The sequence below is a fragment of the Rhodococcus sp. PvR099 genome (assembly GCF_017833315.1).
In the GTDB taxonomy this organism is placed as follows: Bacteria; Actinomycetota; Actinomycetes; order Mycobacteriales; family Mycobacteriaceae; genus Rhodococcus_G; species Rhodococcus_G oryzae.
In genome coordinates this window covers 4,425,577-4,438,493 of sequence record NZ_JAFIBV010000001.1, presented here as the reverse complement: position 1 = coordinate 4,438,493, position 12,917 = coordinate 4,425,577, and the positions used below count along the sequence as shown (strand labels likewise).

At 67.8% G+C, this 12,917-nt stretch carries 11 protein-coding genes; 5 read left to right on the top strand and 6 right to left on the bottom strand.

Annotated features, from left to right (window positions below; translation table 11 throughout):
- Nucleotides 1-50: 50 nt before the first annotated feature.
- Nucleotides 51-596, top strand: coding sequence for a TetR/AcrR family transcriptional regulator (locus JOE46_RS20455; RefSeq protein ID WP_209928259.1), 546 nt, complete (start codon nucleotides 51-53; stop codon nucleotides 594-596).
- Between the two features lie 113 nt (nucleotides 597-709).
- On the top strand, nucleotides 710-2,086 hold the full coding sequence (locus JOE46_RS20450) for an FAD-dependent oxidoreductase (RefSeq protein WP_097211730.1): 1,377 nt from the start codon (nucleotides 710-712) through the stop codon (nucleotides 2,084-2,086).
- A gap of 96 nt (nucleotides 2,087-2,182) precedes the next feature.
- On the opposite strand, the gene JOE46_RS20445 is transcribed toward JOE46_RS20450, so the two are convergent.
- The 4 genes from JOE46_RS20445 to JOE46_RS20430 form a co-directional block, all read right to left on the bottom strand.
- The gene (locus tag JOE46_RS20445) at nucleotides 2,183-3,808 is read right to left on the bottom strand and encodes a long-chain fatty acid--CoA ligase (protein WP_097211731.1); all 1,626 of its coding nucleotides are present in this window, start codon (nucleotides 3,806-3,808) and stop codon (nucleotides 2,183-2,185) included.
- A gap of 67 nt (nucleotides 3,809-3,875) precedes the next feature.
- The gene (locus tag JOE46_RS20440) at nucleotides 3,876-5,393 is read right to left on the bottom strand and encodes an NAD(P)/FAD-dependent oxidoreductase (protein WP_097211732.1); all 1,518 of its coding nucleotides are present in this window, start codon (nucleotides 5,391-5,393) and stop codon (nucleotides 3,876-3,878) included.
- Nucleotides 5,390-6,616, bottom strand: coding sequence for a serine hydrolase domain-containing protein (locus JOE46_RS20435; RefSeq protein ID WP_097211733.1), 1,227 nt, complete (start codon nucleotides 6,614-6,616; stop codon nucleotides 5,390-5,392). The genes JOE46_RS20440 and JOE46_RS20435 overlap by 4 nt, the downstream gene beginning before the upstream one ends.
- A gap of 38 nt (nucleotides 6,617-6,654) precedes the next feature.
- Entirely contained in the window at nucleotides 6,655-7,428 is a 774-nt protein-coding gene (locus JOE46_RS20430; RefSeq protein WP_097211734.1) for an SDR family NAD(P)-dependent oxidoreductase, read from the bottom strand.
- Nucleotides 7,429-7,593: 165 nt separating this feature from the next.
- Between JOE46_RS20430 and JOE46_RS20425 the strand changes: the two genes are divergently transcribed.
- The 3 genes from JOE46_RS20425 to JOE46_RS20415 all read left to right on the top strand — a co-directional run bounded on the left by JOE46_RS20425 (nucleotide 7,594) and on the right by JOE46_RS20415 (nucleotide 9,861).
- Entirely contained in the window at nucleotides 7,594-8,511 is a 918-nt protein-coding gene (locus JOE46_RS20425) for a crotonase/enoyl-CoA hydratase family protein (protein WP_257017476.1), read from the top strand.
- Nucleotides 8,495-9,112: a TetR/AcrR family transcriptional regulator gene (locus JOE46_RS20420; RefSeq protein ID WP_097211736.1), complete on the top strand. Its 618-nt coding sequence runs from the start codon at nucleotides 8,495-8,497 to the stop codon at nucleotides 9,110-9,112. Before JOE46_RS20425 ends, JOE46_RS20420 begins: the two co-directional genes overlap by 17 nt.
- Nucleotides 9,113-9,258: 146 nt before the next feature.
- On the top strand, nucleotides 9,259-9,861 hold the full coding sequence (locus JOE46_RS20415) for a TetR/AcrR family transcriptional regulator (protein ID WP_097211737.1): 603 nt from the start codon (nucleotides 9,259-9,261) through the stop codon (nucleotides 9,859-9,861).
- Here the strand turns inward: JOE46_RS20415 and JOE46_RS20410 are convergent.
- On the bottom strand, nucleotides 9,835-10,656 hold the full coding sequence (locus tag JOE46_RS20410; protein WP_179800544.1) for an SMP-30/gluconolactonase/LRE family protein: 822 nt from the start codon (nucleotides 10,654-10,656) through the stop codon (nucleotides 9,835-9,837). The genes JOE46_RS20415 and JOE46_RS20410 overlap by 27 nt on opposite strands.
- Before the next feature lies 1 nt (nucleotide 10,657).
- Nucleotides 10,658-12,901, bottom strand: coding sequence for an acyl-CoA dehydrogenase (locus tag JOE46_RS20405; protein WP_209928257.1), 2,244 nt, complete (start codon nucleotides 12,899-12,901; stop codon nucleotides 10,658-10,660).
- Between the last annotated feature and the right edge of the window lie 16 nt (nucleotides 12,902-12,917).

The window sequence follows — 12,917 nt, the reverse complement described above, 5'->3', positions numbered from 1 at the left end:
ACGCGCAAGCGAGCACGGGAGCGGAGACGATCCCCAACTACGATGATCGCGTGTCAACGAGGAGAGAGACCATCCTGGCCGCCGCGACCCCCGTTCTGGCACGCGACAGGGGCGCATCCATGCAGTCGATCGCACAGGCAGCCGGGATCAGCCGCACCTCATTGACGCGATTGTTTCCGACTCGCGAGACACTCGTCACCGCATTGGCCGACCGCATTCATGCCAGGGCGGCCGAGGCACTCGACGCCGCCGAACTCGGCACAGCGGACTTCCAGACCGCACTGACCGCACTGACGAACAACTTTCTGCCGCTGGCCCAGATCTGGGGAGTCCTGTCCCTGGAACCGCATCTCCTGAGCCAGCCGGCACTGGTCGCGCGGGCCGAGGACCTGATGAACCGTCTCGACGAGTTCTTCGCCCGCGGCCAGCGCGAGGGCCACATCCGCCCCGAACTGCCGCCGCAGTGGTTGTCCTTCACCCTCTTCGGGCTGGCGGAGACCGCCTGGTACCTGGTCCTCGACGAGCAAATGGGCTCCCGGCAGGCACCCGATTTCCTCCTCTCGATGATCCTGCACGGGGCAGCCAAGCGCGACTGAGTTCTCGAGGATCGTTGGGCGCCCGGCACTTCAGGCAGCGCGATATCTGGTACATCGATGTACCATCAGGGCCTTAGTTGTACCGACGTAGAGGGTCCAAGGAAGGAACCACCATGAGTCCGAACCGACGGTCCGTGCTTATCGGAGCCGCGATCCTCGCAACCACATCGGCCGCAGGCTTCGGGCGCCGCAGCGCCAACGCATCGACGCCGGGCACCGGTTCTGTGCTGGTGATCGGAGCCGGCATCGCGGGGCTCACCGCAGCACGCGACCTCGCCCGAGATGGACGCCGGGTGACAGTGCTCGAAGCGCGCGACCGCATGGGAGGTCGATTGTGGACCGATCGCAATTGGCGAGACATGCCGCTGGACCTGGGCGCCTCCTGGATCCATGGCATCGACGGCAACCCCGTCACCGAGCTGCGCGACGAGTTCAAGCTCCCCACCGTGGTGCTCAATCAGAACGTCATCACCACCTACAGCGGCGGCGACCACCTGACCGCGGCCGAGATGGCGGAGCACGAAGCCGACGCAGCGGCGGCCCTGGCCGCAATACAGGTGCTGTCCGCGCTCCCACGGTTCGCGAACACCTCCTTCGCCGCCGCGATCGACCTGGTGCTGACGCAGCTGCGCCTGACCGGCATCCGTGCCGACCGCGTCCGAAACACCGTCCACCACTTCATCCAGGACTCTTTCGGCGCCGACCCCGAACAGGTCCCGCTGTGGGTCGGCCAGCACCACGTGAGCCACGGCGGCGATCAGGTGGTCTTTCCCCGCGGCTACGACGAGATCCCGACCCGGCTCGCCGAGGGCCTGGACGTGCGATTGGGTCATGTCGTCGATCGGATCGCCCACGACACCACCGGGGTTCGGGTGCACACCGACCACGGTGTCTTCCATGCCGATCACGTGGTCGTCACCCTGCCGCTGGGGGTGCTGAAGACCGATGCCGTCACCTTCGATCCGCCGTTGCCAGCGAAGAAACAGGAGGCGATCCGACGCCTCGGCATGGGCGTCTACAACAAGCTGTATCTACGCTTCGACACCCAGTTCTGGGATGACGCCGAGCTCATCGCCCAATTCGGCGTGCCGAACGATCCGATGGCCGCATGGTTTCCGCTACAAAGCGTCACCGGGGTGCCCGTGATCGCCGCGCTGCGCGGCGGGTCGGTCGCGCGCCGCATCGAAACCCTCGACGACACTGCCACCGTCGCCGAGGGGATGCTCGCCCTGCGCGCCATGTACGGCGAGAGTGTGCCCGAACCCCGCGACTATCGGATCACTCGCTGGTCGTCCGACCCCTACGCCCGCGGCTCCTACTCCTACCCCGGCATCGACTCCACCCCCGACGACCGGGACATCGTCGCCGAACCGGTTGGCAACCGAGTCTTCTTCGCCGGTGAGGCCACGCACGCCACCGAATCCTCCACGGTCCATGGCGCGCTTCTCTCCGGCCGGCGCGAGGCCGACCTCATCCGCCGAATCGGATGACCGTGTACGGCCGAGGCGCGCACCCTGGCTGACTCCGTATTCGAAGCACGACCCGTGGTGAACCCGCCCCGGTCCGATCCGGGGCGGGGCGGGGCGCTACGCGTACAGGGCGTCGAACACGTCGCCGTACTTCTCGTGCACGGCACGCCTCTTGATCTTCAGGCTCGCGGTGAGTTCGCCGCCTTCCGGGGTCCATTCCGTCGGAAGCACCCGATAGCGCTTGACCTGTTCCACCCGAGCGAGGTCCTCGTTGGCGAGATCGACCGCGCGGTCGATCTCCGCGATCACATCGGGATGTGTGGCGAGCTCAGCCGGTGTGGCGAAGGCGATGTCACGCGAGGTCGCCCACGCCGCAGCCGCTTCCTGGTCGAGAACGATGAGTGCGACCAGGTACGGCCGGCGGTCGCCGTAGGCCAGCGACTGACCGACCAGGGGGTGCTTGGTCAGCAGCGCCTCCACCGCGGCGGGCGCGATGTTCTTCCCGCCCGCGGTGATGATCAGGTCCTTCTTGCGGTCGACGATGTAGAGATGCCCGTCCTCGTCGATTCGTCCTACGTCGCCCGAGTGCATCCAGCCGTCGTCGTCGGTGACGGAGACGAGTGATCCGTCCTCCTGGAGGTAGCCCGGTGACACGATCGGACCGCGCACGAGGATCTCGCCGTCCTCCAGCAGCTTGATCTCGGTGCCCGGGATAGGGATACCGACCGAACCGAACCGGAAATCCTCCGCGCTGGTGGAGGTGACCACACCGGTCGCTTCGGTCATCCCCCACGCCTCGACGATCGAGACTCCCAGCGACCGGAAGTACTCCTGCACAGCGACCGAAAGCGGAGCAGCCGAACTGCAGGCCCACAGGACCTCGTCGAGTCCGACGTCCGCGGCAGACGAACCCGGCCGCGAACGCAGCGCCCCGGCGAGCTTCTCCCAGATTCGGGGGACACCGAAGAAGCTGGTCGGGCGAGTCCGGACGAGCTGCTCCACCAGCCGACTCGGATCGGGGCAGAAGGTCACGTGGCCTGCCTTGTGAACGATCATGTAGACCGACACCATGCGCTCGGCGATGTGCGCGAGGGGCAGGTAGCAGACGCTGCGGAAGTGTTCGGGCGTGGGCGCCGCCGCGTCCCTCGCCTCCGCATTGGCGATCACGTTGCGGTGCGTCAGCAACACCCCCTTGGGCACGCCGGTCGTCCCAGAGGTGTAAATCAGCGTCACCGGATCGTCCTCGGTGATCTCCCGCCAGACAGCCTCGAACGCCTCGAGGTCCGTCCCCTCCGTCACCACGTCGGACCACCTGACGAAGCGCTCGTCGCCGGCCACACACGCCTCCGGATCGAGCACGACGACGTGCTCGAGCTCGGGGAGTTGGTCGAGCACCGGGAGCCAGCGTTCGACCTCGTCAGCTCCCTCTAGCACCGCCACACGCGCCCGGCTGTGATTCGCCACGTAGGCGATCTGGGAGGACGGCATGGTGCCGTAGACCGTGGCCGGAAGGGCACCGAGGTGCACCGCCGCCTGGTCCGTCAACCAGTGCTCCGGGCGGCTCGACATCATGATCGCGACGCGATCGCCCTTCCGGACACCGAGCCGGGACAGGCCCAGCGCGATCCGGGCGATGCTCAACTGGGCTTCGCCCCAGGTGAGCGTCACTCCGTCATGGGTGAGCGCCGGCTTGTCGTGGAACAGGTCGGCATTGCGTTGGAACAGTTCGGGAATGGTCGTCATTGCGGGGCCTTTCTGAGATGAGTGAGGAGTCCGCTGGGATTCGGAACGAGTGCGTGCACCGTGCGGCTCAGCCGGTGGTGACGGACGGTTGTGAGACGGTGGCCCTGGCGTGCCGCAGATAGTCGGAACGCCGCACGAAGCGGGTGCGCAGCCAGTACGACAACGTCGATCTGGGCCACAGCAGCGTGTTGCGCCCGGTGGCGGGATCCTGGTACCAGCTCTTGCATCCACCGGCCTGCCACACGGTCGAGGAGAGCCGCCCCTGCAGGAACTGGTTGAAGCGATCCTGGGCGTCGCGCCGGACCTCGATCACGCCGCCGCGGCCCGCGTATCGCATGCACTTGGCCATGTACTCGGCCTGTGCCTCGATCATGAAGACCTGAGAGTTGTGCCCGAGGCCCGTGTTCGGGCCGCACAGCAGGAAGAGGTTCGGGAAGCCCGCCACGGTCGTTCCCAGGTACGCCTCCGGACCCGACTCCCACTGCGAACCGAGGGCCACGCCGTCGCGGCCCCGGATCGGCACCCGGCTGAGGCTGTTCTGCGCATCGAAGCCGGTGCCGAAGATGAGGACGTCGGCGTCGTATTCGGTTCCGTCCGTGGCGACCACGGACTGCGCACGGACCTCCTCGACGCCTGCGGTGACGACGTCGACGTGCGGCTTGGCGAGGGCCGGGTAGTAGTCGCTGGAGATGAGCAGTCGCTTGCAGCCGATCTCGTAGTCGGGGGTGAGCTTTGCCCTCAGCTCGGGATCACGGATCTGCTTCTTCAAATGGCTCGAGGCCAGGGCCTTCGTGGGCCCCATCTTCGAGGTATCCGAGACGAATCCCTTGGCCCGCTTCTCGTGGATCCAGAACAGACGCGCGCGGCGATTCCATCGCTTGATCGGGTTGCGGCGCATCTCTTCCCGTTCGTCCTCGCTGAACGCTCGATTGACCTTGGGAACGATCCACGGGGCGGTCCGCTGGAAGAGCGCGAGCGTGGCGGTCCGGTCGACGATGGCGGGAACGAACTGGATCGCGCTCGCGCCGGTGCCGACGACGGCCACTCGCTTGCCGTCGAGGTCGCACGAGTGATCCCAGTGCGCGGAATGAAACACCGGTCCCTGGAAGTTCTCGATGCCGGGCAGCTTCGGGTAGGAGGCGTGGTGCAGGACCCCCATCGCGGAAACCAGGAATCGTGCCCGGAAGACCGAGCCGTCCGCCGTGTCGACCCGCCAGGACCCGTCCTGCTCGTCCCAGTCGGCACCGGTGACCTTGGTGCCGAAGCGAATACGCTCGGTGATACGAAGTTCCGCGCTGGTGTCGCGGAGGTACTCCAGGATCTCCTGTTGCGGCGCGAAGAGGTGGCGCCAGTCCGGGTTCTGCCGGAAGGAGAACGAGTAGAGCGGCGAGGGGATGTCGCACGCGCACCCCGGGTAGGTGTTCTCGCGCCACGTCCCGCCGACATCATCGCCCTGCTCGAGGAGCAGGTAGTCGAGACCACCCGCGCGGGAGATCATCGCGGCCGCCGCGAGTCCGGAGAACCCGGCTCCGAGGATGAGCACGTCTGTCCGTGTCGAATCGTCTTGTTCGTTGGAGGAAGTCATCGTTGATCCTGTTCGAGTTGCGGCGCTCGTCGCGCCGGCGGCGGCGGGACGGTCTGGCCGAGTGAGCGGTAGATGGCATCTACGAGGGCCCGTCCGCGCTCGTTGAGCAGCGTCCCCTGGCCCTGCTTGTTCATGGTGTAGCCGACGCTGAGGCCGAGCTCGGGGTCGGCGAACCCGATCGAGCCGCCCGATCCACAGTGGCCGAACGCCTGGCTCCCGATTCGCATGCTGTGGCCGTCGCCGAGCTCCGCGCGGTTGTCCATCGACAGCATGAATCCGCCACGGAACCTGGTTCGCATCAGCAGTGTCGCGTCCAAGCCGTCGGACACCGGCATCGAGTGCGCCGGAGCCGATTCGAGACGTCCGAGACCTCCCACGACGGGATCGAGAAGGGCGTTCGCGTACATCTGCGCGAGGCCTCTCCCGTTGGTGACACCGTTGGCCGCGGGAATCTCCGCCGCCCGGCCGGCGCGGGTGTTCACCCCCTTGCGAGCCCAGTCCCCCGAGTTGAACACAAAGAGGTTCGGGATCGAACCGCGCTGGTGAAGGGCGGCATCGAGGAACGGTGTGGTGGTGACCTCGCCGGTGATCCCCTTGACGATCGGAGCGATACGCGGCTCGATCTCCTGCGGCAGTCCGATCCAGAAGTCGAGTCCCTGCGGACCAGCGATCTCCGCCGCGAAGAACCCGCCGATCGACGAGCCGGTGACGCGGCGAACCACCTCACCGAGCACAAACCCGAAGGTCACCGGGTGGTAACCGTGCCGCTTGCCCGGCCGCCAGAACGGCGCCTGGTCCGCGATCCGGCCGACCATGTACTCCCAGTCCTCGAGCATGCCGGATCCGAGCGGCTCGCTGAGCACGGGAATCCCCGCCGAGTGATCGAGCAACATTCCTATCGTGATGTCGCCCTTGCCGTTCGCGGCGAACTGCGGCCACACCTGTGCCACCGGCAGGTCCTCGCGAATCTCGCCGGACGCGATCAACAGCTGGATACACAGCGCGACGGCAGCCTTGGTGCACGAGAACACGACACCGACCGTGTCCCGTTCCCATTGCCGCCCCGTCTCGGGATCGGCGACACCGCCCCACAGGTCCACGACCGGCCTGCCGTCGACCAGGACGCACAGGGAGGCACCCACCTCGCCGCGATCGGTGAAGTTCCGCTCGAACTCCTCCGCCGCCGCGGCGAACGCGGGGTCGACCACGCCACGGTATTCCATTGCGACAGCTCCTTTCACGAGCTCGGGGGAACCTCAGGTCAGCGGTAGAGGCCCTGGGTGTTGATCCCCGCGCCGCCGTCGACCCGCAGCGACTGGCCGGTGATGGCGCCGGCTCCCGTCGACATGAGGAACAACACCGACGCCACCACCTCGTCCACCCCGACAAGGCGCTTCATCGCGACGTTCTGCAGCACTCGATCACGGGTGCTGTCCGGCATCGAGAGAACCTTGGGGGTCGCGACCAGCCCGGGGACGATCGCGTTGACCCGGATACCGGAGTCGGCCCATTCAGCGGCGAGCGTCCGGACCAGCCCGAGCACTCCCGCCTTGGCGGCCCCGTACGACACCTGCCCGGGCAGGCCGTCGAGGGCCCCCGTCGAGGAGAAGAGGACCAGGTTCGCGCAGTTGCTCTCGGCCAGGGCTGCGTAGGCGGCCTGTGCGGTCCAGAACTGGGACAACAGATTTGATTCGATATCCCGGCGGAAGGTATCCGCGGAGAACGACTTGGCGCGGTGCACGGTTGCGACGCTGGCGGCGGCGCCGATGAGGCAGTCCAGCCCCCCGAGCAGTGACACCGCCCGTTCGACCGCGGCCGCCGCGGCCGACTCGTCCGCGAGGTCGGCCTCGAGGAGCGGGATCGCCGCTACTCCATCCGGCAGCGTGGTGCCGGGGCGGTCGATCCCGACGACCTCACATCCGAGCGCCGCCAGGGCCGCGACAAGCGCTGCTCCGATCCCTCCAGCCGCACCCGTGACGATGACCTTCATCCCGGGGCCCGGGGCCGTTGCGGGACTGACCGATGACAACTCCATGGCGGATGACCGCCTTCCTATCCACGTCAATCGACTGGATGATGTTTGCGCCCAAAGACATTGGGTCGATCAATCGATCGACCGCTCGAATGCGGATCAAGTTACCCACGTCACCCCGAGTCCGTCAATGGGGTAGACAACCGCGTCGATCCAAAGCTAAAGTGAATTCACTTTACCAATGAGAGGTGGAAAATGTACGAGACTTTGATCTACTCCGTCGCAGGCCCCGTGGCCACGATCACCTTCAACCGCCCCGATCGACTGAACACCATCGTTCCGCCGATGCCCGACGAGTTCCAGGACGCCATGACGAAGGCGACCCGCGACACCGAGGTCAAGGTGATCGTCGTTCGCGGCGCCGGCCGATCCTTCTGTGCCGGATACGATTTCAGCGGCGGATTCAGCCACTGGGGCGATCAGATGAACACCGACGGGAAGTGGGACGCCGGCAAGGACTTCGTGATGGCGACCGCGCCCTCGGAAGCCCCGACCCAGAAGTTCATGAGCATGTGGCGAAGCCCCAAGCCGGTGATCGCCCAGATCCACGGCTGGTGTCTCGGCGGCGGCAGCGAGATGGCGCTCGGCGCCGACATCGTCATCGCCTCCGAGGATGCCCGGATCGGCACGCCGTACGCGCGGATGTGGGGCTGCCACCTCTCCGGCATGTGGATCTACCGTCTCGGGCTGGCGAAGGCCAAGGAGTACGCTCTCACCGGCAAGCCCGTCTCGGGTGTGGAGGCGGCGGAGATCGGACTCATCAACAAGGCGGTGCCGTTTGCGGAACTCGAAGCCGAGGTGGCACGGCAGGCCGAGCAGCTCGCCAGCATTCCTGTCTCCCAGCTCTCCGCGATGAAGCTCATCGTGAACCAGGCGTATGAGAACATGGGACTGGCCAGCACCCAGATGCTCGGACCGATCCTCGACGGGCTGATGCGAAACACCCCCGAGGCATTGGAATTCATCGAACTGGCCGACAAGCAGGGCGTCTCCGCCATGGTGGCCGTGCGGGACGCGCCGTTCGGCGACTACAGCACCGCACCCAAGGAAGAGCAGCCGGACCCGAACAATGTCATCGTCCCCTGACAAAGCTTCCCCCCACGCGCTGACGGCCAGGGGCGGAGCCACCCGGCTGCGCCTCATCGAGGCCGCCCGCGCGGAACTGCTGGAGACGGGCGGGGCCCTGGAGGTGGCGAAGGTCGCGGCACGCGCCGAGGCATCTCCAGGGCTGCTGTACCGATACTTCGGCGCCAAGGACGGCCTGGTCGCCGCCGTTGTCCACGCCTTCTACGACGCCTATGACGACGCGGTCTTCGCCGTCACGGTGTCCGAGGATCTGGGCTGGATCGAGCGGGAGCGGTTGCGCCTGTCCAGGGAGATCGACTTCCTGCGCGAGGATCCGCTCGCCCCGATCATCGTGGGCAGGCGGCTGCGCGAGCCGTCCGCTTCGCAGGCCGACGCCGAACGCCTCGCGACCCAGATCGACATGGCCGCGCGCAATATCGTGCACGCGCAACGGAGCGGCGAGGTCGATCCCACCGTCGATGCGCGACTTGCCGCGGCCGCGTTCCTCGGCGCGTTCCGCGAGCTCATGGCTGAGGCCATGAGCCGGGAGGTCACCCCCTCCCGACAGGAGCTGTTGGACACGATCTGGCGTCTCGGCACCAGCGTCATCCCGGGCACCTGACGCACCGTCGACGCACTGTGGAAGGGGGCGACCGGGAGGATCCTCGATCGCCCGCCGGGCGCCGACCGGTTCCGGGCGCCGGTTGTCCTGCTAGATTTCCCTGCAAGACGCCTGGAACCGGGTGGTGGTTCACGTCGGAGGTGGAAGTGGCGAGAAACCTTGGTCTCGAGGTCGGTGTCGACGTGGCCGAGCAGATCAGAGTCGAAGCGGCGCGACTCTTCCACCAACGCGGCTACGGCATGACCGCGATCCGCGAGATCGCCGAGGCCGCCGGGATCTCGTCGTCGACGATGTACCACCACTATCGGAACAAACAGGATGTGCTGTTCGCGATATCCCGGCAGTTCATGATCGACTTCAACGACGCGCTCCTCCCGGTGCTGAACGACTCGACGCGCCCGCCCCGGGACCGCCTGGACGACGCGATCGGCCTCCACCTGAAGATCAGCAGCGAGAGGCACACCGAGCTGCTCAGTATCCGGGGCAACCGCGGCGCCCTCTCCCCCGTCCAACTGGACACGATCGTGGGCCTGCAGGCCACCTACCAGCGGGCCATTCGCGACGTCGTCGCCGCCATCCAGGGCCCTAAGGCCACCCGCGGCGATGTCGCGATCACCACCCTGGCGCTGATGGATCTGATCAACGGGGTGTGCCAGTGGTTCGAACCCTCCGGACGCCTGTCGATCGACGAGATCGCAGACCACTACCGGCACCTCGCACGGTCATTGGTGATCGGCGCAGCCCCCTAGCCTGAGGACCGCCCCCGCCCCGGCCGCGGTGACGTAGAACTCCCCCGAACCCGTAGGACCACAGCAGATGTTGGTGGGCATACTGCCCGCGGGCAGACGGTGGCTCGCCTCGAGCGCACCCCCGGGACCGACGATGTCGATGCGGTCGCCGCTGGTGGTCGCGACCCAGAGTCGACCGGCACCGTCGATGGCGAGACCGTCCGGATGCCCGTCGGTCACCGTGTACACGTTCGCCCGATCGATGGTATGTCCCTGTGTCACATCATATTTCGACACCTGTCCGCTGACGGTCTCGGTGAGGTAGAGCCGGTCACCGTCAAAGGCGATCCCGTTGACGAAGACCGGGCCCTCGAGTTGCAGTTCGGCTTCGCCGCTGTCGATGTCGACGGCCCAGACGCGACCCGGCAGAGCCCTCTCCAGACGTGAGAAGTCGACCTGTTCCCGCGAGTCGGTGACCCACAACCGCCCGTCCGGCCCGAAGGCCAGGTCGTTCGGCGCGCCCATCCCCCTCGCGAGGTACGACACCTCGCCGTCGCGGATGACCTGGATACCCGGTTCCGCCGCGGCATGCGCCGCCCAGATACCACCGTTCTGGGCGACATAGAACTCACCGTCGGGACCGAGCGCGAGGCCGTTCGGGCCTCCCCCGACCCGGTGCTCGGCCACGACCGAGCCGTCCCGTTCGAGGACGATGACCGAGCCCCGACTCATGGACACCACGGCCATCCGGTTGTCGGGCAGGCAGATCGGGCCCTCGGTGAAACCGAGGCCATCCGCGAGCAGCGTGACGTTCATGTCAGCGCGGCAGGCCGAGCACGCGCTGGGCGATGACGTTGAGCTGGATCTCGATGGTTCCGCCACCGAACATGACGGCCGGGACTCCCAGGTAGTCACGGACATACGGCTCTTCCGGGCTGCCCACACAGCCGAGCGGTCCGAGCAGGGCGACCACCGCGCGGGAACCATCGCGCTGGGCGATGGCGTGGAACACCTTCTGCACGCTGTTCAGGGACCCAGTGGTGTCCTCCGATCCGTGGAGTCGCTGCAGCACGCTCCGCAGGTTCAGCGCCGCCACCGACAGCTCGCGGGCGGTGTTGCGGCCGAGGACACGCATGGCCTCGTCCCGGGTGCTCCCGTACTCGTCGCGGTCGAGCAGCCGACGAACCATGTTCGCCGATCCGTGGCCCAGCTTGGCCGATCCCATCTTCAGGCGCTCGTTCGACAGCGTGGTGACCGCAAGCCGCCAGCCGTCGCCCGGGCCGGCGACGACGCCGTCATCCGGCACGAACACCTCGTCGAGGAAGACCTCGTTGAACTCCCAGATCCCGGTCACCTGGCGAAGCGGCCGCACGTCGACGCCGGGAGCGTGCATGTCGATGAGGAAGTAGGTCAGACCGGCGTGCTTCGGCACGTCCGCGTCGGTTCGCGCCAGGCACACTCCCCAATCCGCCTCCTGCGCCTGGGAGTTCCACACCTTCTGTCCGGTGAGCACCCAGCCGCCGTCCACCTTGCGGGCACGGCTGGACAGGCCGGCGAGATCCGATCCCGCACCGGGCTCGGAGAACAACTGGCACCAGATGAGTTCCCCACGCAGGGTGGCCGGGACGAACCGCTTCTGCTGCTCCTCGCTGCCGTGCGCGACCAGGGTGGGCAGCACCCACTCGGCAATTCCCATGTCGGGCTGGGTGAGCCCGCGCCGGGCGAACTCGTCGCCGATCACCGCCTGCTCCACCGGTCCGGCGTCGAGCCCGTAGGGCTGCGGGTAGTGCGGCGCGGTCAGACCCTCCGCCGCCAGCCGGGCGCGACGGGATCCACCCCGGGCCGGGGCCCATCCCTCCGACGGGATCTCGTCGTCGGGAAGCGCCAGCACCTCGTCCAACGCACGCCCGACGCGCTCCCGCAACTCCGGCAGCGAATCCCCGTCGATGAACGAGAAGTCGCGTTCGGTGTGCAGGGCCGCATCTCCCAGTCGCGCCGCCCAGATATCCTGCGCGCCAACCGCGGAGGCGATGCTGATGGCACGGCGCCAGTACAGGTGCGCGTCATGCTCCCAGGTGAACCCGATCCCGCCGAGCAGGCTGATGCAGTCCAGCGCCTGGTCGACACCGGCAGGGACCGCGGTGAGCGCCGCCTGCGCCGCCGCGAGCCGCTGCTGATCGGCGCTCGCATCGGCTGCACGGGCCGCGTCCCACGCGGCGGCGCAGGCCACCTGGGACCGCACCAGCATCAGCGCCGCCTTGTGCTGGACCGCCTGGAAGCTGCCGACCGGGCGTCCGAACTGGTGGCGGGTGCGCACATAGTCCACGGCGGTCTCCACACACCACGCGGCGATCCCGCTGGCCTCGGCCCCCAGCAGCGAGGTGACGACAACGTCGACCCGGTCCGCATCGAGTCCGGACAACGCCCGCTCGTGAGGAATCCGGTGACCGGCGAGTTCGAGCCGGCCCACCGAGCGCGTCAGGTCGAGCGCCTCGCAGGGCGCCACCTTCGCGGTGGTCGCGGCCTCGTCGAGATCCGCCCGCTCGAGCCAGAACCACAGGTTCCCGCCGGAGGTGCCCTCGAGTGCGGCACGCACCAGCACCCGCTCGGCGCCCGGCAGCCCGATGGTGGGATCGGAGGTCCCCTCGACCGCCCAACCGCCGGCCACCGGCTGTGCGGTCAGCCGGCTACCGGTGACGAGCGCGCCGGTGGCGCCGCCGGCGAATGCAGCGAGCAGATCGTCGGCGCCGTTCGAGGCCGTCGCCGCCACGGCGCTCGTCAGGACCGTGGGCAGGTACGGGCCGGGGAACATCGCCTTCCCGAGCTGCTCGACCACGACCGCCAGCACCGGCAGCCCGCAGTCCGAACCGCCAACGGCCTCCGGCAGGTGCATGTTGTGCAGGCCCTGCCGCACCACCGCATCCCACATCGAGGCGGGGCAGGTACCGGCGGAGAGGGCGTCGAACTGGGTGCGGGTGGCGGCAATCGGCGCCGTCCGGCGGGCGAAGGCCGCGACGGAGTCCGCGAGCGCCCGCTGATCCTCGTTGATCGATAGTGACATGTGTCCTCCTGGAACG